The sequence below is a fragment of the uncultured Sunxiuqinia sp. genome (assembly GCF_947495665.1).
GTDB classification, from domain to species: domain Bacteria; phylum Bacteroidota; class Bacteroidia; order Bacteroidales; family Prolixibacteraceae; genus Sunxiuqinia; species Sunxiuqinia rutila.
The window spans coordinates 131,995-156,133 of the sequence record NZ_CANLZV010000004.1 but is presented as its reverse complement, the minus strand read 5'-3'; the positions used below and the strand labels follow the sequence as shown (position 1 = coordinate 156,133).

The following is a 24,139-nucleotide window of genomic DNA, read 5'->3' as shown; positions in this document are numbered from 1 at the left end:
ATTTTATACGAAAAAGGGCCATGGTTTGTTTATCAGGTGAAAAATACAGAAATTTAGTTGATTGATTTAAATCTTTCTTGAATGGTAGAGTTTTTGAAGGGAATCTGGCAATACACGCCGGGAACCGTTACCATCTTGTACTTTGTAACGGTTGTTTTCATCGCTGTTTTCATTATTCTTGAGAATCGTAGTCCGATTAAAACCATTAGCTGGGTTTTGGTTTTGGTTACCTTGCCGGTAGCGGGTATCATTATTTACCTGTTTTTTGGGCAGGAGTACCGCAAGAAAAAGATGTTTTCGAAAAAGGGCTTGTATTACCTTGAGAGGTTACGGAAAGAAACGCAGGATCAACTGCGTTTGCTGCCAGAGAACGAGCACCTTTTTGATGAGCAGATTGTAAGTAAGCGACACTTGATGAACTTGATGTTGTCAAACTCCAATGCTTTGTTGACCAGCGATAATGAGGTGACCTTGCTTCGGAATGGACACGAAACTTTTCCGGCTATTTTTCAGGCCATCGAACAAGCCCGGGATCACATTCACCTGGAGTATTACATTGTTGAAAATGATGAGCTGGGCAACCAGCTGAAGGAGTTGTTGATTCGGAAAGCCACTCAGGGCGTTGAAGTTCGCTTTATTTATGACGACGTAGGCAGCTGGCGTTTGCCTAAAAAATACATTCGCGAGCTTCAGGCGGCCGGTGTGCAAATTGACTGCTTTATGCGGGTTCGCTTTCCCATGCTTACTTCACGGGTGAATTACCGGAACCACCGCAAAATTATTGTTATTGATGGAGAAGTTGGCTTTACAGGAGGACTGAACTTTGCCGATCGTTACATGCATGGAAGCCAGGATTTGGGCTTGTGGCGTGATACCCACCTGAAGGTGACCGGCGGTGCGGCTATTTCGTTGCAAATTATCTTCATGGCCGACTGGTATTTTGTGTCCAAGGAAATCCTGAAGGGAGAACGCTATTTCCCGGAGCTTTCGGGTGGAGATGGCAAGCTCATGCAAGTGGTGTCCAGTGGTCCCGATTCGGATTGGGAAAGTATTGGGCAGGCTTATTTTTCGGCCATCGCATCGGCTCGCGAACGCGTGTTTTTGGCCACGCCCTACCTTATTCCAACCTCTGAAATTATTTATGCCATGAAAACGGCCGCACTTGGCGGAATCGATATTCGTATTTTGTTGCCCGGGCGTTCGGATGCCTTTTTCCCCAAGTGGGGGTCCGACTCCTATGTGGAGGAGCTGATGGAAGCTGGCGTGCGCATCTTTCATTATAAGCCCGGTTTTACCCACAGCAAGTTTATGGTGGTCGACGGTGTTTTTTCTTCCGTAGGAACAGCCAATATGGACTTTCGGAGTCTTGAAACCAATTTTGAAGTGAATGCCATGATTTATGATGAACCCATGGCGCATCAGGTAGAAGCCTTGTTTTTGGATGACCTGGAGAACAGTGAGGAGTTGCTGCTGGATGAATGGAAACAGCGGAGCCGGTATCGTAAAATCATGGAGTCGTTTGCCCGTATTTTAAGCCCGATGATGTAGCTGAATTTTCCGGTCGTTATTTTATGAAATTAAAGCAGGCGGAAGAATAATCAATCATTTATTTACGTACAATTGCATTGTCAATAGGACGTCTGATCCGACCGTTCAACTGGCTGATGCCTAGTTGTCTGTTTAGATTGGGTTGCCTTTGGGCAGAGAGTGATTGGCGGCATTTGATGTCCGCCGGATTTTAATCCGTTAACCTTATTTTTTTTGACTAAAATAACGCATGCAGTCCACCTTAATATTATTGGATTCAGTGACGCAATGGAAACCTTACTACGAAACGGAAGCCATTACCACTGCGGCAGATTATCTGCAAAATGAACATTTAAGTAAGAAGAATCTGCTGGTGATAAACCTTTGCGAGAAGCTTCAGTACCACTCCGAAGGCTATTATTGTTCGCTGCTGGCTCAGGCCCGCGGGCATAAAGTGTTGCCCGATGTGGATGTGTTGAACCGGATGGAAAGTGGTGCTATTGCCCGTTTGGATGACAACCTGCAGAAAATTACCTACCGCTGGATTCAATCCCTGAATCAGCCAGAGCAGGAATTGGTGCCCCTTGATATTTACTTTGGGAGCTGCAATGTTCCGGAAATGAGCAAGGTGGCTCATTTTGTTTTTGAGCAGCTGCCAAGCCCCATTTTGCGGGTATGCTTTGTTAACCGCGCCAAAAACCAGATTGACTCCATCCGTCCTTTAAGTTTGAATGAGTTGAGTGATGAGCAGCAGGATTTGTTTGCTCAGGCTTTGGATAGATTCAATAAGAAAGTCTGGCGTCAGCCGCGCTCGCACAAATCTTCCCGCTTTGATCTGGCCATTTTGCACGATCCGGAAGAGCAGTTGCCGCCCAGTAATAAAGGGGCCTTGAATAAGTTTTTGTCGCAAGCCCGGAAAATGAACATCAATGCCGAACTGATTACGGAAGAGGACACGATTCGCTTGCTTGAGTTTGATGCTTTGTTTATTCGACAAACCACAGCGCTCAATCACCTGACTTATCGGCTGGCTCAGCAGGCACGGCAGGCCGATATGGTGGTTATCGACGATCCGCTGTCCATTATTCGGTGTACCAACAAAGTGTACCTGAAAGAACTACTGGAGCGGGAGGGTGTTCCAACGCCCAAGTCCAAACTGATTTTTAAGAATAACCTCATTGCTTTTGATGAGCTTGAAACGGCTCTTGGAAACCCCATCGTATTGAAAGTGCCGGATGGCTCTTTTTCTGTTGGCATGCATAAAGTGAGCAACGAAGAGGAATACGGCAAGGCACTGGAACTGTTGTCAGAAAAGTCTTCGGTATTTCTGGCCCAGGAATTTATGCCAACCCGTTTCGACTGGCGCATTGGCTTGTTGAATGGCGAGGCGCTGTATGCCTGCAAGTATTTTATGGCACGGGGACACTGGCAAATTTACAACCACCAGGATAATGGTAAAACGCGCTCGGGTGCTTTTGAGTCGGTACCCATCGGCAAGGTTCCCAAGCATGTGGTTCGGAATGCTGTAAAAGCAGCCTCGCTGATTGGAAAAGGTTTGTATGGGGTCGACTTAAAAGAAATTGATGGTCGGTCGGTAGTGATTGAAGTCAACGACAATCCTTCGATTGATCAGGGCGTAGAAGATGCTATCCTGGGCGATGAGTTGTATCGCCTGATTCTGCGTGAGTTTTTAGACCGGCTGGAACAAAAACGCCGCTAATGAAAGCAAGTGAGTATACCATAAGGCTTGCTGTAAAGACCGATCTGGATGAGCTTGTTCGGTTGGAGCAAGTGTGTTTTGCTGCCGAATGCTTTTCGCGCCGCCAGATACTCTATCTGCTAAGCCGTGCTTCCGGCGATTTTTTGGTGCTGACCGAGCAAAGTCAGATCGCTGGTTTTATCGTTCTGCTCAAACGAAAGAATAGCCTGGGTTTGCGGGTTTACTCTTTGGCTGTGGCTCCTGCGTTCCGGGGGAAGCAATATGCCCGGCGCTTGTTGGAGAAAGCGGTTCAGGTGGCGCAAGAGAGTGGGAAAATATTCCTGTTTTTGGAAGTGAGCGAACACAATACTGGGGCCATTCAGCTGTATCGAAACTGGGGATTTGAGCATACTGGCAGACGGAAAAACTATTACCAGGATGGCAGCGATGCCTTGCTGATGCGACAGACGCTTTCCTCGCTTGCTGGAGATTAATGCGAATACCTTCAAATTACTAATTTCAGAATCGCCTAAAAATATTAACTTTGTGGCCTGAAAATACAGACTGATTTTATGAGCGATAACAGGTACATGGCGCGGGGCGTTTCCGCATCGAAAGAAGATGTCCATCAGGCCATTAAAAATATTGACAAGGGATTGTTTCCAAACGCATTTTGCAAAATTATTCCCGATGTGCTGGGCGGCGATCCGGCGTGGTGTAACATTATGCACGCTGACGGTGCTGGTACCAAATCTTCCTTAGCGTACATGTACTGGAAAGAAACCGGCGATGTGTCGGTGTGGAAAGGCATTGCGCAGGATGCTCTGATTATGAATATTGACGACCTGCTGTGTGTGGGTGCAACCGACAATATCCTGTTGTCGTCAACCATTGGTCGGAACAAGAATAAAATTACAGGCGAAGTTATTGCAGCCATCATCAACGGAACCGATGAACTGTGCAAAGAGTTGCAGGAAATGGGCGTTGGGGTTTATCCTACAGGCGGCGAAACAGCTGATGTGGGCGACCTGGTACGCACCATCATTGTTGATTCAACGGTAACTTGCCGGATGAAGCGCGAAGATGTGATTTCGGCCGATAACATTCAGCCGGGCGATGTGATTGTTGGACTGGCTTCTTTTGGTCAGGCCACTTACGAAAAGGAATACAATGGCGGGATGGGCAGCAATGGACTGACTTCGGCTCGTCACGATGTATTTGCCAACTACCTGGCCCAGAAATATCCGGAAAGTTTTGACTCGGAAGTTCCGGCTGATTTGGTTTATTCCGGTAGCAAAAAGCTAACCGATGCCATTGACAACCTTGGCCTGGATGCCGGGAAACTGGTGCTTTCTCCAACACGGACTTATGCGCCGGTGATCAAGAAAATTTTGGATCATCACCGCGCTGATATTCATGGCATGGTGCACTGCTCGGGCGGTGCGCAAACCAAAGTGCTGCACTTTGTAGATCAGGTGCATGTAATTAAAAATAACCTTTTCCCTGTTCCTCCGTTGTTTAAATTGATTCAGGAAGAATCAAAAACCGAGTGGTCCGAAATGTACAAAGTATTTAACATGGGGCACCGTATGGAAATTTACCTGAAACCGGAGTTTGCAGAATCAATCATTGAAATATCAAAATCATTTAACATTGATGCGCAGATTGTTGGTCGGGTTGAGGCTTGCGAAGGGAAAAAACTAACGATCGAATCCGAGTTCGGAACCTTTGAGTACTAGCTCTGATTGCTTTATGGAAGCAATTCGGAACCGCAAAAGTCAAGGCTTTTGTAGCAGTTCAATCGTTTTTGATGATGGATTTTTAAACTTGGAATTTGGAATATAAAATATGGCAGACCATTCAATATTAGAAAAGTACCAAGCCATTCAGCATCGGCTGGATGAAGTAGGCCAACAGATTACCGATCCGTCGGTAATGGCTGACATGAAGCGATACGTGAAACTAAGCCAGGAATACAAGCGGCTGGAATCTTTGGTGAAAGCCTTTAAAGAATTCCGTAGCCTGGTGGATAATATCGAATCGGGTAAAGAAATGCTGGCACAGGAAACGGATGAAGAAATCCGCGAAATGGCCCGCGAAGAAATTGAAGCCAGCGAAGAGCTGCTTCCGGCCAAAGAAAAAGAAATAAAACTCTTGCTGGTTCCGGCTGATCCGGAAGATAGCAAGAATGCCATTTTGGAGATTCGCGCAGGAGCTGGTGGTGATGAAGCCAGTATTTTTGCCGGCGACCTGTACCGCATGTACTCGAAGTATTGCGAGAAAAAGGGCTGGCGCATGGAAGTGACTACCGTGAATGAAGGTACCTCGGGCGGATACAAGGAAATTGTAGCAACCGTTACGGGCGAAGGCGTTTATGGTGTGCTGAAATATGAATCAGGCGTACACCGGGTACAACGTGTTCCTCAGACGGAAACACAGGGGCGTGTGCACACCTCGGCTGCTTCGGTAGCGGTGCTTCCTGAAGCGGAAGAGTTCGATATTGAACTGCGAAACGAAGACATTCGTCGTGATGAGTTCTGTTCGTCAGGTCCGGGTGGACAGTCGGTGAACACCACTTATTCGGCCATTCGTCTGACACACATTCCGACCGGAATTGTGGTGCAGTGCCAGGATCAAAAATCGAAGCTTAAAAACCTGGATAAAGCGATGGCCGAACTGCGGACCCGTATTTACAACATGGAGCACCAGAAATACCTGGATGAGATTGCTTCGAAACGGAAAACCATGGTGTCAACCGGCGACCGTTCAGCTAAAATTCGGACCTACAACTGGCCACAAGGCCGGGTAACCGATCACCGCATCAACCTGACGCTTTATAATTTGCAGGCTATTATCAATGGCGACATCGATGAGATTATCGAAAAGCTGATGGTCGAAGAAAATTCAGAACGACTGAAAGAAGCAGAAATTTAAATTAAAATATTAGTGAGGGGGTGGCTTTGGGTCACCCCTTTGTTAAAACAGCATAAACATGAACCGCGAACAATTATTTGAACAGATCAGAAAAAAAAGAAGTTTTTTATGTGTGGGCCTGGATTCTGATATCCTGAAAATTCCTGCACACCTGAAAGAAACTTCTGACCCGATCTTTGCTTTCAATAAAGAAATTATTGATGCTACGCAGGATCTTTGTGTGGCTTATAAACCCAACTTGGCTTTCTACGAAAGTTTGGGTGTTACCGGTTGGGAAAGCCTGGAGAAAACGGTGCACTACATTCGTGAAAAATATCCGGAGCAATTTATTATTGCCGATGCCAAACGGGGCGATATTGGAAACACCTCGAACTTGTATGCTCGGGCATTTTTTGATCGGATGGACTTTGATGCGGTAACCGTTGCTCCCTATATGGGCGAAGATTCGGTGAAGCCATTCATGACTTACCTGGATAAGTGGGTTATTCTGTTGGCACTGACTTCAAACAAAGGTGCTTTCGATTTTCAGTTTCTGAAAAATGAGGCCAATGGCGAAATGCTGTTCGAAACGGTCTTGAAAACATCGCAGCAATGGGGCGATACCGATAACATGATGTATGTGGTTGGAGCTACTAAGGCTGAGAAACTGGAAGAAATTCGGGCCATTGTGCCTGATCATTTTTTATTGGTTCCTGGTGTTGGTGCACAAGGAGGTAGCCTGGAAGAAGTAGCCAAATACGGCATGAATGACCAGTGTGGCCTGTTGGTTAACTCATCGCGTGGAATTATTTATGCTTCGAATGATACGGACTTTGCTGAAAAAGCCCGCGAAGCCGCGATGGATGTGCAGGTTGATATGGAAGAATTGTTGCTGGAAGCAGAGTTGTTGTAAGCGCTTTTCGCATAAGATAAAATCAACCCGAAGTGCCGAATCTGCTTCGGGTTTTTTTATGCCGTTAAAAAATGAGGCTGATCAGCAGGTATTTCAAAAACAAGCCCAGCAAACTGTAGAAAAGCGTTTCTTTCAGGTTATGCTTGAGCATGCCGGCGGCCAGTAAAATAACCGGGGAGGAAAGTGGCAGCAGGTTGAAAACAAAAATGGTGATGTTGCCATATCTTCGGATCTCCTCTTTGGCTTTTTCATACCGGTGGCGACCAATCAGCTGGTCGATGATGCGCCCGCTAAAGAAACGCCCGATGTAATAATCAATGACCTGTGCGGCCAGTGCTGTACTTATTGCCAGCAGGTTCAGCAGCATTACATCCATACCCGAGGTGAGGTAGTAAATAAACGCCAGCTCTACCGGCATGACTAAGAAGAACAAATAGCCTGAAAAGTTAACCACGCCAAAGGACAGCAGGTTGTGTTCGCGATGTCCGTATATTTCCTTTCCAACTGTAAGTGAAACAATGGTTACAGCCAGTGCTGCCAGAATCAGGAAAGGCAGTATTTGTTTCAGTTTGAAGTAGGACCTGTTCATGGCATTCATTCCTTTCAGAATAAATTTACCAGCTTTTTGTCATAAATACATGCTTTGTGTTGCCCTTTTCTGTAGAATGATGTTCCAAAAATGAAAATTTAGCAAGTGAGTTTGATTTTTGATTTGTTCGGGAGTGCTTTAAAACGACACGAGTGTTAGTAAACAGTTAATTCGGCTTGGCAATGGAGGCTTTAATGGTAAAAATTGTAGCTTTGCATTTTGCTCTGTCAAAGGCTGTGTAAGCGGTTTGCCTCTGGAAGTTTAAACCCTTCTTAAAGCCGGGAAGCAATTAGCCGTATAATAGAACTATTCACATTAAAACATGAAATAACGTGAGATTAATTATTCAAGAAACACATCAGGTTGCGTCACGTTGGGTGGCCAACTACATCGCGCGAAGAATTCAGTTAGCCAATGCTACCGAAGAAAAACCATTTGTCCTGGGCTTACCAACAGGGTCCTCTCCATTGGCAACTTACGAAGAGTTAATTGCCTTGCATAAAGCCGGAAAAGTGAGCTTTAAAAATGTGGTGACCTTCAATATGGATGAATACGTGGGAATTCCTAAAGATCACCCTCAGAGTTACCACTCGTTTATGTGGGATAATTTCTTTTCACATATCGATATTCAGGAAAAGAATGTTAACATTCTGAATGGCAATGTCTCGGATGTGAAAGCAGAATGCCAACGTTACGAGGATAAAATTAAATCGGTTGGTGGAATTGATTTGTTTTTAGGTGGAATTGGTGCTGACGGACACATTGCTTTTAATGAGCCTGGTTCATCGTTGGTATCTCGCACACGCGACAAAGAGTTGAACTACGATACCATGGTGGCCAACTCACGCTTTTTTGACAATGACGTAAATAAGGTGCCTAAAAGCTCACTGACCGTTGGTGTTGGAACTGTCCTGGATGCCAGAGAAGTGGTAATTATTGTGAATGGTCTGTCGAAAGCAAGAGCTTTACGCCATGCTGTTGAAGAAGGAGTGAACCACATGTGGACCATCAGCGCGCTGCAACTGCACCCCAAAGGAATGATTGTTTGTGACGAGCAGGCAACTTATGAACTGAAAGTGGGTACTTACAAGCATTTCAAATCAATTGAAGCAGATAATTTGGACGCGGATAAATTAGCCGCTTCAGATTTGGTTTGGTAGCCTGACCCCAGCCAATAGCGCATTGAAAGGACGATTGCAATTACCCGGTTAAAGGGGATGGCAGTCGTCCTTTTTGTTTTGTACAACAGGCTGTCAGTAACTCATATTTTTCATAACTTTAGTGGAAAATAAGTCATTATGAACGAGGCTTTTCTTCAGTTTATATGGAAGCACCGGTTATTTAGGGCGGGTAATTTAAAGACCGAAGATGGGGAAGTGGTCGAGGTGGTTCATCCCGGGCAGCCGAATACCGATGCTGGTCCCGATTTCTTTAACGCGCGGGTTAAGATTGGTGAAACAACCTGGGCCGGCAATGTTGAGATTCATCAAAAAGCATCGGATTGGTACCTGCACCAGCATGAAAAGGATGCCGCTTATGACAACGTGGTGTTGCATGTGGTGCGCGAAAACAATGTAGAAGTGAAAACCTCAGCAGGCGAAGAGGTTCCAAGTCTGGTGCTTCAGTATCCATCTTACCTGGAAGAGAATTATCAAAAATTGCTGAAATCTGATCGTTGGATTGCGTGTGCCGACCGTTTTCATGAAATAGATTCTATGGCTTTGCAAATTTGGTTTCATGGGCTGATGGTGGAGCGCTTGCAGCAAAAAACACGGGCTATTGTTGACCAGCTGACACTTAACAAGAACGATTGGAACGAAACCTTTTACCTGTTTCTGGCGCGTAATTTTGGCTTGAAAACCAATGCCCTGCCGTTTGAGCTGCTGGCCCGGGCTTTACCGGTTCAAACTTTGGCGAAGCATAAGAATGACCTGTTTCAGTTGGAAGCCTTACTGTTTGGAAATGCCGGCTTGTTGAACGAACAGTTGTTGGGGGACGATTACTTTCTGGCCTTACAGAAAGAATACGGGTTTTTGTATAAAAAGTACCGATTAAAGCCCATTGAAGCTCATCTCTGGAAATTTTTACGATTGCGTCCGGTCAATTTTCCGACGGTTCGGCTGGCACAGTTTGCCGCCTTGGTGCACCACTCTTCGGCTTTGTTTTCGAATTTGGTTGAAAAGGATAATTTGCATGAAATCCGTGAATTGTTTCGGGTTCAGGCTTCGGGCTATTGGGATACCCATTATCGTTTCAACAAAGAATCGGGCAACCGACCTAAGCTATTGGGCGATGCTGCCTTTCAAAACATCTTAATCAATACGGTCGTGCCTTTCTTGTTCGTTTATGGCGAATACCACAACCGGCAATACTTGAAAGACAGGGCTCTGCAGTTTTTGGAGAAACTACCGGCCGAAAGCAATTCCATTATTTCGAACTGGAAAGAATTGGGAGTATCGGTTCGGTCTGCTTTTGACAGCCAGGCTTTGATTCAATTGAAAAATGGCTATTGCACTCCAAAGCGTTGCTTGCAGTGTCATTTGGGTGTGAAGCTCGTTAATCATGCGTTTGAGCAAAAATAGATGTAAGGAACATGGGGCCTGGCTGAAAGATTTACTGTCATTTGACGGTTGGGCTGATAGCAGGCAGGGCAGCCTGCTGCAGAAAGTGGACTCGGATTTCAAACAATTCAGAATGAGGCACTCTTTTGGCTGAAAAATCAATCTTTGGGATTGATAATCAAAGAATATTCATTACTTTTGCGGAAGTTTTTTGGAATTAATTTTAAGCGGTTGTAATTGAAAGCGATGCAGCGGTTTAAAAATTGTATCACAATTTAAAAAAGAAAAAATGTATTTAACTTCAGAAACAAAAAAAGAGTTTTTCAAAAAATTTGGTAAAAACGCAGAAGATACGGGTACTGCAGAAGGACAAATCGCCTTGTTCTCTTTCCGTATTTCTCACTTAACCGAACACCTGAAGAAAAACAAAAAGGACTATAGTACACAGCGTGCCTTGGTTCGTTTGGTAGGTAAGCGTCGTAACTTGCTTGACTACTTGAAAAATAAAGATATCGAAAGATATCGTGCGATTATTAAAGAATTGAAATTACGTCGATAATTTTACAAAAGAAAAGGCAATAAAGTTATTGCCTTTTCTTATTTTTGAAATCCCCACCACCATTCGACTTAGTTCGTATTGTTAAATTTTATCTGAAAAATTGATTATGAATCAAATTATTAAAACGATTGACCTTGGCGATGGCCGGACCATTTCGATTGAAACGGGTCGTTTGGCAAAGCAAGCTGATGGTGCAGTTGTCGTTAGAATGGGTGACACCATGTTGCTGGCCACGGTGGTTTCAGCCAAAGAAGCTAAAGAAGATGTTGACTTCATGCCTGTTTCGGTTGATTACCGTGAAAAATTCTCGGCTGCAGGTCGTTTCCCCGGTGGATTTCTAAAACGTGAAGCTCGCCCAAGTGACGATGAAATCTTGGTTGCCCGCTTGGTTGACCGTGCTCTTCGTCCGCTATTCCCTTCTGATTACCACGCTGAAACAGCCGTGATGATCAGCTTGATTTCCTACGATGAAAACGTCATGGCCGACTCATTGGCCGGGCTGGCTGCGTCTGCTGCCATTGCCGTTTCTGACGTACCTTTTGAAGCACCAATCTCTGAAGTGCGCGTAGCCCGTGTTGCCGGAGAATTGATTGTTAACCCTAGCAGCGCTCAGTTGGACGAAGCTGACATCGATATTATGGTGGCAGCTACCTACGATAATATTATGATGGTAGAGGGTGAAATGGATGAAGTCTCGGAAGAAGAGATGCTGGAAGCCATTAAAGTTGCTCACGATGCCATTAAAGTTCATTGTAAAGTACAGGAAGAATTAGCCGCTGAAGTAGGTGTTGTGAAACGTGAGTATTGTCACGAAGTAAACAACGAGGAGCTGAAAGCCAAAGTAGAGGCTGATTTGTTTCAGCCTTGTTATGATGTTGCCAAGCAGCAAATTACTGACAAGCAAGTTCGTATTGAGTCGTTTGCAAAGATTGTGGATGACTACGTAGAAGCTTACTTGGAAGCCAATGCTGAGAATGAAGAAATTGACTTGGTACAGGACGAAAAACTAATCCGTCGCTATTTCCACAAAGTGGAAGGCGAGGCCATGCGTCGCATGATTTTGGATGAAGGTATTCGTCTGGATGGTCGTAAAACAGACGAAATTCGCCCAATTTGGGGTGAAGTGGATTACTTGCCAGGTGCACATGGCTCAGCCATCTTTACCCGTGGCGAAACCCAATCGCTTTCATCCATTACTTTGGGAACAAAAATGGACATTAAGAAGATTGATAATGTAACTTTCCAGGGAACCGAAAAATTCCTGTTGCATTACAACTTCCCTCCTTTCTGTGTAGGTGAAGCAAAAACACCTCGCGGACTGGGTCGTCGTGAAATTGGTCACGGTAACCTGGCATTCCGTGCCCTGAAACGCATGATCCCTCAGGATTTCCCTTATGTGGTGCGCGTTGTTTCTGATATTCTGGAGTCAAACGGATCATCGTCTATGGCTACTGTGTGTGCCGGAACAATGTGTATGTTGGATGCCGGTATGAACATGAAACGTCCGGTTTCAGGTATTGCCATGGGATTGATTTCAGATAAGGAATCAGGTAAATTTGCCGTTCTTTCTGACATCTTGGGTGATGAGGATCACTTGGGTGATATGGACTTCAAAGTAACCGGAACCGAAAAAGGTATTACGGCTACTCAAATGGATATCAAAGTAGACGGACTTTCGTATGAAGTTCTGACACAAGCCTTGCATCAAGCCAAAAAAGGCCGCGAGCATATTCTTGGAAAAATCCTTGAGGTTATTCCTGAGCCACGTGCCGAATACAAACCAAATGTACCACGCGTTGAAACCATTCAGATTCCGAAGGAAATGATTGGACCAATCATTGGACCTGGAGGTAAGAATATCCAGCAAATGCAGGAAGAAACCAACACGGTGATTGTGATTGAAGAACGCGATGATTTTGGTTGGGTTGAAATTTCAGGATTGAATAAAGATGCGTTGGAAGCTGCTAAAGAGCGCGTAAAACGAATTATTGCACTACCTGAAAAAGGAGAAACTTACAAAGGTAAGGTGAAGAATATCACCACTTTTGGAGCTTTTATTGAAATTATGCCGGGCAAAGAAGGCTTGCTTCATATTTCTGAAATTACCTGGGAGCGTTTGACCAATGTGGAAGACGCCTTGAAAGTGGGTGATGAGGTAGAAGTGAAACTGCTGGATATTGACCGCGATGGGAAACTGAAACTTTCTCGCAAAGCATTACTTCCAAAACCGGAAGGTTATGTGGAGCGCGAACGTAGCGACCGTGGAGGCGATCGTCGTCCGCCACGCCGTGATGGAGGTGACCGTCGGGACGGAAGAGGAAACCGCGACAACCGGGGTGATCGTCGTCCGCCAAGAGAAAACAGAGACTAATACTAGTTTATAAATAGATGCCCGCTTGTCGGGCATTTTTTTTCTTCTATTATGAAAGAATGGAGTCAGAGATTAACCGCTCATGTTGAGCAGGAGCTGGAAGGAACCAAAGCAAGTGATTTGCGTTTTATGCGAGTTGCCGAATACCTTCGCATGCTTAGCCGGATTGATGAGTTCTCGGATGGTTGTCCGCACTGTAAGCAGTTAAAGCCGGAAATCGAAGAGCAATCGGCATCGATCAAGCAGGCTGTTACGCAAATTGGCAAAGAACGACGTAGCTACGACAAGCACATTGATAAGCTGGCTCGCCATCTGAAAAAAGAGCATGGCTTTTATCCGCCTTATTTCTATACTTATTCATGCAGCTTTTACTTTATTGTAGTGGCCGGCGTAATTGGTTTCCTGCTTAGCCTGCTGTTTCCCGCTACCGATCGCTGGTTTTTTCTTATCCCTGGCCTTGTTTTTGGCTTACTGGCAGGCCAGTTGGTTGGCAATCGGAAAGACGCGCGAATTCGATCCGAAAATAAAATATTGTAATTATTTACCAGAGCTGAATACGGATAGGTTTTAGTTTTTGCAAAACAAATATATCCGATCATGAAGAATAGCTTATACTTATTCGTTTTTGTATTGATGAGTTCCTGTACAAACCAATCCACAATACCTTATCCGGAAACTGCCAAAGAGGAGGTGAAAGATACCTACTTTGGTACGGAAGTGACTGACCCTTACCGCTGGCTGGAAGATGATAACTCAGCCGAAACAGCCGCATGGGTTGAAAAACAAAACAAGGTGACCTTTAATTACCTGGAATCACTTCCATACCGGGAAGAAATTAAGGCACAGCTAACCGATTTGATGGACTACCCGAAACACGGTACCCCGTTTAAAAGAGCCGGAAAATATTTTTATTTCAAAAACAATGGGCTTCAAAATCAAAATGTTCTGTATGGTACGGAAAAGCTGGGCGAGGAAGCGGAAGTCATTCTTGATCCCAATACCTTTTCGGAGGACGGCACCATCGCCTTGTCGGGAGTCGAACTTTCGGAAGATGGGCGATACCTGGTTTACATGGTGGCCAAGTCAGGCTCTGACTGGAATGAAATTTTCGTGAAGGATCTAGAAACTGGGAAGTTGCTTGACGACCATATCCAATGGGTGAAGTTTTCCGGTTTGGCTTGGTACAACAATGGGTTCTATTATAGTGCCTATGACCGGCCAGAGGAAGGGACTGAACTGTCAGAGTCCAATCAATATCAGAAGATTTACTATCATCAGCTTGGAACATCGCAGGCTGAGGATCAGCTGATCATGGAAGATCAGGATAAGCCTAAGCGCATGTTTGGTGCCGAAGTTACTGAAGATAAGCGTTTCTTGCTGGTGTCGGTAAGTGAGGCTTCGCATGGAAATGCCTTGTCGGTGAAAGATTTAACCCGTACAAATGCCGAGTATGTTTCGTTAATGGACCGGCTGGATTATGAGTTTCATGTTCAGGATAATGTAGGTGACAACCTGTTTGTTCGGACCAACTATAAAGCTCCGAAGTACCGGTTGGTGAAGATTGATGTGAAGCATCCGGAAGAGGAAAATTGGGTTGAAACCATTCCGGAGAAAGACGAGGTGCTGCAGACCGTTAGTTTTGTTGGTGGCCGGATCGTGGCCGAATACATGAAAGATGCCCACAGCGTGGTGGAAGTTTATGACTACGATGGCGCTTTGGAGTATGAGATTGAACTACCCGGGCTTGGAAGTGTCGGCCAGTTTTCGGGAAAGAAGGAAGAGCCGGAAGCTTTTTACAGCTACTCATCCTACAATACACCGGGCGAGATCTATCAGTTTGATATTGAAACCCAGGAGTCTTCGCTGTTTTATCGCCCTGAGGTGAAGTTTAATCCGGGTGACTTTATTGTCAAGCAAGAGTTTTTCACTTCGAAAGACGGGACGCGTGTGCCGATGTTTATTGTGCATAAAAAAGGTCTTAAGCTCGATGGAACAAATCCCACTTTGTTATATGGTTATGGTGGATTCAACGTCAGTTTAACACCTTCTTTCTCTACCACCCGCATGGTTTTTATTGACAATGGCGGAATATATGTGGTGGCTAACCTGCGGGGTGGCGGTGAGTACGGTGAAGACTGGCACCAGGCCGGCACCAAGTTGAATAAGCAAAACGTATTTGACGATTGCATTGCTGCAGCTGAATACCTGATTGCCGAAAATTATACTTCGAGTGAGAAGCTGGCCCTGATGGGTGGATCGAACGGAGGCTTATTGGTGGGCGCGGTTATTAATCAACGTCCTGAGTTGTTTCGGGTAGGCCTTCCTGCAGTTGGCGTGATGGACATGCTTCGGTTTCATCAGTTTACCATTGGTTGGGCCTGGGCCGGCGACTACGGAACCAGCGAAGACAGCAAGGAAATGTTTGAGTACCTCTACGGCTATTCACCTTATCACAACATCCGCGAAGATGTTGACTATCCGGCGGTTTTGGTAACCACAGCAGATCATGATGATCGCGTGGTGCCGGCACATTCCTTTAAATACATTGCCCGCTTGCAGGAACGGCACAGCGGATCGCAGCCTACCTTGATTCGGATTGACACCAAAGCCGGGCATGGAGCAGGTAAGCCCACCGCCAAAGTGATTGAAGAATATACTGATGTTTGGTCATTTCTGTTTTTCCATCTGGGTATGAGGATGTAAACACTCACCGAATACATACTATCATCAGCTTTGGGCTGAAATCGTTATTCACCATCAGCAGATGAGGCAAGAGATCTTGCCAATCAACAGGAAATTATTGTATTTTTATGTCCCGGAAGAGATGAAACTTCCGGGATTTTTTTTGATATGAAAATCAATTATTTAGTCATAGAAGGAAATATTGGCTCGGGGAAAACAACTCTGGTCAATAAGATTGCCGAGGAATTTGAAGCCCGAACTGTATTGGAAGGCTTTGATAACAATCCGTTTCTGCCCAAATTTTACAACGAGCGTGAGAAGTTTGCCTTTCCGCTGGAAATGTCGTTTTTAGCTGACCGCTACAACCAGTTGAAAAACAACATTCGTGAGTTTGAGCTTTTCAGCTCGTTCCTTGTTTCGGACTATTACTTTATGAAATCGCTGATTTTTGCCCAAACCACCCTGTCACCCGATGAGTATGTGTTGTATCAACGTTTTTTTAACATCATCTACGACAAGTTGCCCAAGCCTGATCTTTACGTATATTTACATGCTGATGTTGAAAAACTGCTAAGCAATATTGAAAAAAGAGGACGGGCTTACGAGCAGAATATGGATCCGGCTTACCTGGAGCAAATCCGTCAGGGATATTTCCGTTTTTTTAAGCAACAAAATGATTTTCCAATTCTGGTAATTGATACGAATAATATTGATTTTGTGCATGATGAAACTCATTTTCGCCAACTGCTTTCCGTTATTTTTGAAACCGACTATTCCAGTGGGATTAACAGGGTTTTAATGGATTAAAAAAGTTCGAACAATGCTTTTATTTCGTCAAAACATTGCTATTTTTGTGTACAAGTACCGAATTAATTCAAAATTAAATATTCTAATACTGTCGACATGAAAAAACTTAGTTTAAAAACTCTATCCTTTTTTGTTTTGGCTGCAGTGCTTTTTGCAGGCTGCTCCAGCCTTAAGAAGATGAAAAAGAATGCAGATGACATTAACTTCAAAGTAACTCCGGAAATTTTAGAAGCCAACGGTGGCGATGTGGATGTTGCTATTGATGGCCGTTTCCCGGCAAAATATTTCAACAAAAAAGCCACAATTGTAGCGACTCCGGTCTTGAAATATGACGGTGGTGAAACTGCATTCGAATCAGTAACTCTTCAAGGGGAAAAAGTAGACGCCAACAATAAAGTGATTAGCTATGCTGGTGGAAACTTTTCATACAAAGATGCGGTAGCTTATGATGATGACATGCGTGTTTCTGATCTTGAAATTCGTATTACTGCTTCAAAAGGATCTAAGAGTTTGGATTTCGAGCCGATCAAAGTGGCTGACGGTGTGTTGTCAACTTCAGAAATGGCCATTAACTACCCCATGCCAATCATTGGTATTCAGCGTGAGAAAAACACAACAGGTGTTTACGATCCAAACATCGATGCATTCCAACGCATTGTGCCAGATCAGTACGTAGCTGACATTCACTACTTAATCAACAGCTCTTATGTTCGTGGAACTGAATTGAAAAGCGAAGATGTAAAAGAATTGTATGCTTACGCGAAAGACGCTTTCGAGGCTGAGCGCAAAGAGTTGAAAAATGTTGAAGTTTCAGCTTATGCTTCTCCTGATGGTGAGTTGGATTGGAACACAAAATTGTCTGAGCAACGTGAAAACTCTTCAAACAAAGTTGTTGCCAGAGAATTGAAAAAAGAAAAAGTGGAAGCTGAATTGAAAACAAAATTCACTCCGGAAGACTGGGAAGGTTTCCAGGAAATGATGGAAAAATCTAACATCCAGGATAAAGAATTGATCTTGCGTGTTCTTTCAATGTACTCAGATCCTGAAGTACGTGAGCGTGAAATCAGAAACTTGTCTGAAGCCTTTACAGTTGTTGCTGACGAGATTCTTCCAAAATTGCGTCGTGCTAAAATTTCTGCCAACGTTGACCTGATTGGTAAAACGGACGAAGAAATCGCCGCTTTGGCTGATTCTGACCCAGCTTCATTGAACCCAGCTGAATTGCTTTATGCTGCTACTTTGACAGCTGACCAAAACAAAAAATTGGCTATCTACAATTCATTCATCAAAGTTTATCCTAAAGACTGGAGAGGTCATAACAACGCTGGTATGATCTTGGCTCAGCAAGGAAAATACGATGAGGCTAAACCATTGTTCGAAAAAGCAGAAAGCTTGGCTAGCAATGAGCCAATCATCAAAAACAACTTAGGAACTGTTGCTTTACGTCAAGGTGACTTGGACAAAGCGGAAGCTTTATTCGGTGCTGCTTCAGGTGCTGGCGAAGAAGTTAACTACAACTTAGGAATTGTTGCCCTGAAAAAAGGTGAGTATGACAAAGCCGTTCAATTGTTTGGCGACAGCGATTCTCCAAACGTAGGTTTGGCTAAAATCCTGGCTGGTGATAACAATGGTGCGTTGAAATCATTGGAGAACTGCACTTGGGAAGGCTGCTACATGAAAGAATACTTCAAAGCAGTTGTTGGTGCTCGTACAGCTAAAGAAAACCTGATGTACGAAAGCCTTGAAAAAGCAGTTGATATGAAACCTGAATTGAAAGAAAAAGCAGCTACAGATTTAGAATTTGCTAAATACTGGGATGACGCTAAATTTCAAGGAATTGTAAAATAATAACATCGATCAAGATCGATGAGCTAAAAAAAGCGACTTCATTTGAAGTCGCTTTTTTTATGTCTTTTCTGAAATGGAATTCAATTAGTAGCGGAACTTTTTAAACAGGTCCCACATCACAATGCCGGCGCTAACCGAGACATTGAAGGAATGCTTGATTCCAAACTGAGGAATCTCAATGGCGCCATCACACTGGTTAATGACTTGTTGCTGTACCCCTTTTACTTCATTGCCAAAGACCAGCGCTAAGCGGTCGTCTTTCTTTACCTCAAAATCCGGAAGCATGATGCTGTTTTCGACCTGTTCCAAAGCAAATATGCGGTAGCCTTCTTCTTTTAGTTGCTGAATGGAATCTTCGGTCTTTTCAAAATAAGTCCAAGGAACCGATTTTTCGGCATCCAAAGCTGTTTTATGAATTTCTTTGTTGGGTGGGGTAGCTGTAATGCCGCATAAGTGCACTGCTTCAATCAGCAGGGCATCGGATGTTCGAAATACTGAGCCGATGTTGTTGCAGCTGCGAATATTGTCCAGTACAATCACCAAGGGCGTCTTTTCTGTCTTTTTGTATTCTTCGGCACTGATTCGCCCGAGTTCGTTTGTTCGTAGTTTACGCATCAAAATTAGTTCAAATTGAAAACAGGACTGTTTTCTCCATTTTTAAATCACAAATAATACCACGGTAGCTTTTGTAATGGCTTTGCTCAGAGCTACCACTCAATTGCTTTTCGGCGGAAAGGCATGCTCATACATCGCGCTCCGCCACCACCGCGTGCCAGTTCCGAGCCTGCAATGGTAATCACGCATTTCTGGTTTCTCGGAAGTGTTGCTTTCCCGCTGATATAATCTTCGGCCTTAATGACCTCAAAGCCATTTTTGTTGAGCTCTTCCACCGTATTAACATTGCGTTCGTAGCCAATAACCTGCCCGGGGGCGATGGCGAAAAAGTTGGCTCCGCTGTGCCATTGTTCCCGTTCCTGAGTCCAGATGTCCTTGCTGCCACCACAATGAATCGGTTTCAGATCCATGCCGAGTTTCTTCAGCGCTTCCGGCAGGTTTTTCTCTTCTTGAATGGATGAAACTTCTCCGTTTTCAATTTGAATATGAATGGTGTGGTAACGATTGGTACCTAAAATCAAGGGCTCGTAAACCATGCAGGCATCGCGGTCCAGAAAGGTGAAAACCATATCGAGGTGAATAAATGACTCCGGCATATCGGGCAGTTCCTGCACGATGACATGGTGGATTTTCTCCTTTTTAGCCTTGATGCTTTCCAGAATAAAATCAATTCCTTCGGTACTGGTTCGGATACCGGTTCCGATTACGAGCACATCTTCACGCGCCACCTGAAAATCACCGCCTTCAATCATGATTTTTTTGCCGGGCGTTAGGCCTTCAGCATTCAAGGGGTTTAAGGTCCGGGCTTCGATTAATGGATGGTTGTTGAAGATGGTCTCCATGATTAAAGCCTCGCGGTCGCGAACTTTGTTGGCCATTTTTCCAATAACAACCTCGTCGCAAAAGGACATGGAAGCGTCGCGGGTGAATAAAAAGTTATGGAGTGGAGTCAGGCTAAAACGTTCCTGGCTCAGGTAGCGAGTCAGGTTGTCGCGCTTGATGGGAACTCCCTGAATCAACTGGCGGGCAAGTTCTTTTGCGTCAATTTCGAGCAAGGCCGGAAGGATGTCCAGCGCTTTCTCGGCGGTGCATATTTCCTGCAACAGTTTTTGTCGCACCAGATCATTACTAAGCACATCGCTAAGCAGGTCTTTCACTTCAAAACAACGACTGGCTTTGGATAAGACGCCCTTCAGTTGCATGTATTCTTTTCCGGCAACTGCCAGGTTCAGAATATCGCTGTATAAGGCTCGCTTGGCTGTTTCCGGGGTCATTTCCTCAACTTCCAGTCCCGGGGTATGCACAATGACGCCTTCGAGTTCGCCGAACTCTGATGTTACGTTTACTTTTAATCTTTCAGACATGTGACCATTTTCTAAGATTTGCACAAATATAGTAACTCTAAACCGAAGCTAATCTGAAACAAGCCTGATTCGTTTCAAGTTAAATAACATGTCATTATCTTCGCAGGGTATCATGAAAAACTGTTTGATTTTATTCGTTTGGTTTTTTGGTCTGGCTCTGGCAGGAATGGCTCAGGAGCCGGATTCGCTGTATTGGCTTGAGGGTGTTGAGTCGAACGGGGATACTTTGCCTCATCAGAATCTGGAAGAAATCCCTGTTTTTCCGAAGTTGAAGTTTAAGAACCACCGGTATGAGAAACGCTATTACCGGCTGGAGCGAAAGGTGAAAAAAGTGTATCCGTATGCAACCAAAGCGGCTGAGCTTTTGGATAAATACGAAGCGGAGTACTTGGCTGCAGCGACCGAAAAGGAGCGACGAAAATATGTGAAACAGGTAGAAAAAGAGCTGTTTGATCAATATGGGTCGGAGTTAAAGAAATTGACCATTTCGGAAGGGCGGATTCTGATCAAACTGATTGACCGGCAAACCGGCCATACTTCGTATGAATTGATTAAAGATTTGAAAGGGGGATTGGTAGCTTTCTTCTGGCAAGGGGTGGCACGCTTGTTTGGCAACGACCTGAAAGAGGAATATGATCCGGTGATTGAAGACCTGTTAATCGAACAAATTATTCTGAGAATTGAGGCTGGAGTTATTTGAACCAACTGCATATTTAATGGTAGGGATGGAAGCAAAACGCGTATTTATAGCCTTTAAAATAGACCTGCAGCCGGAGCTCCTGCAGCAGGTTCAGCGGTTGAAGCAAGAGCTGCAGCAGGAACGAATTCGGTGGGTTTCTAAGGAAAAGCAACATCTGACCATTCGTTTTCTTGGGAACCTTTCAGCAAACCAACTGGCAGAGGTGAAGGCTGTGCTCAGTCGGGTAGCCAGCCATACCAAATCGTTTTCATTTCAACTGGGGGGATTGGCTTATTTTCGACACCGTGGAATTCCATCGGTTATTTTTCTTGGGGTACAAACCGACGAAATATTGGTAGAGTTGGCCAAAAAACTCCGAACGGAGCTGGAAAATGCCGGAATCGAATCTTCCAAAAAGTTCAATCCGCACCTGACGCTGGGGCGGCTTAAACGCCCCAATAAGGTCGAGTATTTTGAAGCCACGATGGAAAAGTTGGGGAAAACAGCAATTCAAAATGTGATTGCTGATGAATTGATATTGTATGAGAGTCATTTGTCACCTTCCGGCTCAGAATACCATGTTTTGGGAAAATACACGTTGAGCTAGTTTACTTTCCATCACCTTTAAAGCAGGCAATCAGGGTATAAATTAAGATTTTGAAATCGATGTAAATCGACCTGTTTTTCAGATATACCAGATCGTAAGGAAGCCGCTTGATCATTTGCTCAACCGAAGAAGCGTACCCGTATTTTACTTGGCCCCAGGAGGTGATTCCAGGCCGGATTTTGTGTAGAAGACTGAAGTGTGGCGCCTGTTGCACAATCTGTTCAATGAAGTACTTACGCTCCGGACGTGGACCGACCAACGACATCTCCCCTTTAATGACATTTAAAAACTGGGGAATTTCATCGAGATGTGTTCGTCTCAGAAATTGCCCGACAGGGATGATACGGGGATCATTTTCTCCGGATAGTTCCGGGCCGTTCTTTTCTGCATGCCGGACCATGGTTCGGAATTTAAAGATGGTAAACGGTTTGCCAAACCGTCCAATTCGTTCTTGTTTATAAAGCACCGGCCCACTGCTTTGAAGTTTGATGATGATGGCAATGATAAGGCTGGGAGGCAAGAAGAAAAGAATTGCCAGAACGGAAAAGCTGATGTCAATCAATCGCTTGAGTTTGGCTTGCCAGTCGGGCAAAATGCCGTTGGATATTTTCAGAAGCGGGCTACCGTATATAATACTACTGTGGGTATTCCCGGATAATAAATCGTATAAATCCGGAATTCCCCAGATGGTCAGATTCAGATTTTGGAGGGCGGTTAAAACAGGCGCAAGCAAATCATGCTGGGACGATTCAATGGCAATGATCACTTCTTCCAGTTTGTGCTTTTCAGCAATGGTGGCAAGGTCATTTAAGTTCCCCAAGTTGGGAAGCTCTGGCGAAAGTATTTGCGGATCATCCTCATCAATGGTCAGGAAACCAATAAACTGAAAGCCGGCAGGCCTGGGCTGACTGTTTAGCTCGCGATAAATGTTCAGGGCCTTTTCATTGCTTCCAATGAGCAAGGTGTTAAATCCGAATTCACGCTGATGAATCCGGCGTATAATTCGACTGGTTTGAATAAGCCGAAAGAGATAGGTGAAACAAAAGTGGAGCAGGAAAAGGGTGACGAATAATTTATAGTAGTCCTGGTAGCCACTGATGTAATCGTCAAGCAGAAAGCAGAAAAACAGAATGATCACTCCGGTTAAGGTGCTTAGGAACGTTTGTCCCAACTCCAGTAAGCGCGATTTTCGGAAAATGTTGCTGTAATAGCCCGAGAAATAGTAGATGAAAATCCAAAACAGAGGGATTAGCACTAAAGCCAGGAAAAAGTGTTGGGTCAATTCAAGCGGAACATCAACCTGGAACAGCTGTGGTTCGATATGGCGCTTGCGGTAGACGTAAAAAAAAGTCCAGCTGGTTGCAGCTGCGATAAAGTCAAAAAATAAGTACCTGGCTACTTGTACTTTTTCCTTCATAGAGACAAATTTGGGTTGCTTGCGTCTGCTACGCCTCTTGGTTGAAACGGGCGGCAGGGCTAATTAATGGACTAATTTAACCTTTTTAGCTTGTTCTCCATCACGGAATGCTTGCTATCGCATCAACTTTCAGCGGATCGCGTGGAGCGCCTTGTGGCTGGCAAGGAACGAAAGCAAATTCCTTTTGGTGATTATAGCGTCCGTTTAGAAATAAAAGGCTATTTTGATGGACTCGGCCAAATCAGTACTTTTCAACGGGATTTGTTGATAATGTTAACTGCTAAGGCCACAAATTACAGTCATTTTGGTGTATTTTTACCTAAAAATTGGATGCTAATGGATGCTCGCGATAGTTTAAGACATAAAGGATTGCGGAAGCGCTTAGTTGAAGGTATTCGTATTAAGGGTGTTAGAGATCAACGGGTACTTGATGCCATCGCCAAGATTCCGCGCCACCTGTTTATGGATAGTAGTTTTATTCAGTTTGCCTACAAGGATCAGGCGTTCCCTATCGGTGCCGGACAAACCATTTCGCAGCCTTTTACGGTTGCTTTTCAAACCCAGCTGCTGGATGTGCAACCCAACGAGAAAGTGTTGGAAGTGGGAACCGGCAGTGGCTATCAAGCAGCTGTGCTGCTTGAAATTGGTGCTACGGTTTTTACCATTGAGCGCCAGCGCGAACTTTTCCTGAAAGTGCAGCAGTTACTTCCCGAATTGGGTTATCATCCCAAGTTCTTTTATGGTGATGGTTACAAAGGATTGCCAACATACGGGCCGTTCGATAAGATCATTATTACAGCCGGGGCGCCGTATGTTCCGGAAGACTTGCTGCTGCAGTTACGTGTAGGTGGCGTGTTGGTGGTTCCCGTGGGACCAACCGAAAAACAAATCATGTATAAAATTACCCGAATTTCTGAGGAAGAATTTGAAAGGGAAAAACATGGAACATTTGTTTTTGTTCCCATGTTAAAGGGTACTGTTAATTAAT

21 protein-coding genes are annotated in these 24,139 nt (G+C 44.6%); 17 read left to right on the top strand and 4 right to left on the bottom strand.

What is annotated here, in order from left to right; translation table 11 throughout:
• Positions 1-81 precede the first annotated feature (81 nt).
• The 6 genes from cls (at position 82) to pyrF (ending at position 7,052) form a co-directional block, all read left to right on the top strand.
• Positions 82-1,548: a cardiolipin synthase gene (gene cls, locus Q1A18_RS07145; RefSeq protein WP_299578252.1), complete on the top strand. Its 1,467-nt coding sequence runs from the start codon at positions 82-84 to the stop codon at positions 1,546-1,548.
• Positions 1,549-1,807: 259 nt separating this feature from the next.
• Entirely contained in the window at positions 1,808-3,247 is a 1,440-nt protein-coding gene (locus Q1A18_RS07140; protein WP_299578251.1) for a RimK family protein, read from the top strand.
• Entirely contained in the window at positions 3,247-3,720 is a 474-nt protein-coding gene (locus Q1A18_RS07135; RefSeq protein WP_299578250.1) for an N-acetyltransferase, read from the top strand. Before Q1A18_RS07140 ends, Q1A18_RS07135 begins: the two co-directional genes overlap by 1 nt.
• 78 nt (positions 3,721-3,798) lie before the next feature.
• Positions 3,799-4,965, top strand: coding sequence for an AIR synthase related protein (locus Q1A18_RS07130; protein ID WP_299578249.1), 1,167 nt, complete (start codon positions 3,799-3,801; stop codon positions 4,963-4,965).
• A 109-nt stretch (positions 4,966-5,074) separates the two neighbouring features.
• Positions 5,075-6,160, top strand: a complete 1,086-nt coding sequence (gene prfA, locus Q1A18_RS07125) for a peptide chain release factor 1 (protein ID WP_299578248.1) — start codon at positions 5,075-5,077, stop codon at positions 6,158-6,160.
• A 58-nt stretch (positions 6,161-6,218) separates the two neighbouring features.
• Complete coding sequence (pyrF, locus tag Q1A18_RS07120) at positions 6,219-7,052, top strand: orotidine-5'-phosphate decarboxylase (RefSeq protein WP_299578247.1); 834 nt, start codon at positions 6,219-6,221, stop codon at positions 7,050-7,052.
• A gap of 64 nt (positions 7,053-7,116) precedes the next feature.
• Here the strand turns inward: pyrF and Q1A18_RS07115 are convergent, their stop codons facing one another.
• Positions 7,117-7,641 (bottom strand): VTT domain-containing protein, encoded by a 525-nt coding sequence (locus Q1A18_RS07115; protein WP_299578246.1) that lies wholly within the window; start codon positions 7,639-7,641, stop codon positions 7,117-7,119.
• 332 nt (positions 7,642-7,973) lie between these two features.
• Between Q1A18_RS07115 and nagB the strand changes: the two genes are divergently transcribed.
• From nagB to Q1A18_RS07075, 8 genes are all read left to right on the top strand, one after another.
• Positions 7,974-8,801, top strand: a complete 828-nt coding sequence (gene nagB / locus Q1A18_RS07110) for a glucosamine-6-phosphate deaminase (RefSeq protein WP_299578245.1) — start codon at positions 7,974-7,976, stop codon at positions 8,799-8,801.
• A gap of 138 nt (positions 8,802-8,939) precedes the next feature.
• Positions 8,940-10,223 carry a DUF2851 family protein gene (locus tag Q1A18_RS07105; protein WP_299578244.1) on the top strand — a complete coding sequence of 428 codons (1,284 nt, stop codon included), beginning with the start codon at positions 8,940-8,942 and terminating at the stop codon, positions 10,221-10,223.
• A gap of 268 nt (positions 10,224-10,491) precedes the next feature.
• Positions 10,492-10,761, top strand: coding sequence for a 30S ribosomal protein S15 (gene rpsO / locus Q1A18_RS07100; protein ID WP_299578243.1), 270 nt, complete (start codon positions 10,492-10,494; stop codon positions 10,759-10,761).
• Between the two features lie 106 nt (positions 10,762-10,867).
• A complete protein-coding gene (gene pnp / locus Q1A18_RS07095; protein WP_299578242.1) occupies positions 10,868-13,132 on the top strand; it encodes a polyribonucleotide nucleotidyltransferase in 2,265 nt (754 codons plus the stop codon).
• A 51-nt stretch (positions 13,133-13,183) separates the two neighbouring features.
• On the top strand, positions 13,184-13,669 hold the full coding sequence (locus Q1A18_RS07090) for a hypothetical protein (protein WP_299578241.1): 486 nt from the start codon (positions 13,184-13,186) through the stop codon (positions 13,667-13,669).
• Positions 13,670-13,729: 60 nt separating this feature from the next.
• Entirely contained in the window at positions 13,730-15,835 is a 2,106-nt protein-coding gene (locus Q1A18_RS07085; RefSeq protein WP_299578240.1) for a prolyl oligopeptidase family serine peptidase, read from the top strand.
• A gap of 147 nt (positions 15,836-15,982) precedes the next feature.
• Positions 15,983-16,621, top strand: a complete 639-nt coding sequence (locus tag Q1A18_RS07080; RefSeq protein ID WP_299578239.1) for a deoxynucleoside kinase — start codon at positions 15,983-15,985, stop codon at positions 16,619-16,621.
• A 246-nt stretch (positions 16,622-16,867) separates the two neighbouring features.
• Positions 16,868-18,469 (top strand): tetratricopeptide repeat protein, encoded by a 1,602-nt coding sequence (locus Q1A18_RS07075; RefSeq protein WP_299578238.1) that lies wholly within the window; start codon positions 16,868-16,870, stop codon positions 18,467-18,469.
• An 84-nt stretch (positions 18,470-18,553) separates the two neighbouring features.
• Here the strand turns inward: Q1A18_RS07075 and Q1A18_RS07070 are convergent, their stop codons facing one another.
• Positions 18,554-19,084: an RNA methyltransferase gene (locus tag Q1A18_RS07070; protein WP_299578237.1), complete on the bottom strand. Its 531-nt coding sequence runs from the start codon at positions 19,082-19,084 to the stop codon at positions 18,554-18,556.
• 92 nt (positions 19,085-19,176) lie between these two features.
• Positions 19,177-20,448 carry an arginine deiminase family protein gene (locus Q1A18_RS07065; RefSeq protein WP_299578236.1) on the bottom strand — a complete coding sequence of 424 codons (1,272 nt, stop codon included), beginning with the start codon at positions 20,446-20,448 and terminating at the stop codon, positions 19,177-19,179.
• 88 nt (positions 20,449-20,536) lie between these two features.
• Here Q1A18_RS07065 and Q1A18_RS07060 point away from each other — a divergent pair, with 88 nt between their 5' ends.
• Positions 20,537-21,148 carry a DUF4294 domain-containing protein gene (locus tag Q1A18_RS07060; protein ID WP_299578235.1) on the top strand — a complete coding sequence of 204 codons (612 nt, stop codon included), beginning with the start codon at positions 20,537-20,539 and terminating at the stop codon, positions 21,146-21,148.
• A gap of 25 nt (positions 21,149-21,173) precedes the next feature.
• Complete coding sequence (thpR, locus tag Q1A18_RS07055; protein ID WP_299578234.1) at positions 21,174-21,734, top strand: RNA 2',3'-cyclic phosphodiesterase; 561 nt, start codon at positions 21,174-21,176, stop codon at positions 21,732-21,734.
• A 1-nt stretch (position 21,735) separates the two neighbouring features.
• On the opposite strand, the gene Q1A18_RS07050 is transcribed toward thpR, so the two are convergent.
• Complete coding sequence (locus Q1A18_RS07050) at positions 21,736-23,151, bottom strand: sugar transferase (protein ID WP_299578233.1); 1,416 nt, start codon at positions 23,149-23,151, stop codon at positions 21,736-21,738.
• A gap of 336 nt (positions 23,152-23,487) precedes the next feature.
• Between Q1A18_RS07050 and Q1A18_RS07045 the strand changes: the two genes are divergently transcribed.
• Positions 23,488-24,138 (top strand): protein-L-isoaspartate(D-aspartate) O-methyltransferase, encoded by a 651-nt coding sequence (locus Q1A18_RS07045; RefSeq protein ID WP_299578232.1) that lies wholly within the window; start codon positions 23,488-23,490, stop codon positions 24,136-24,138.
• Position 24,139: the final 1 nt, after the last annotated feature.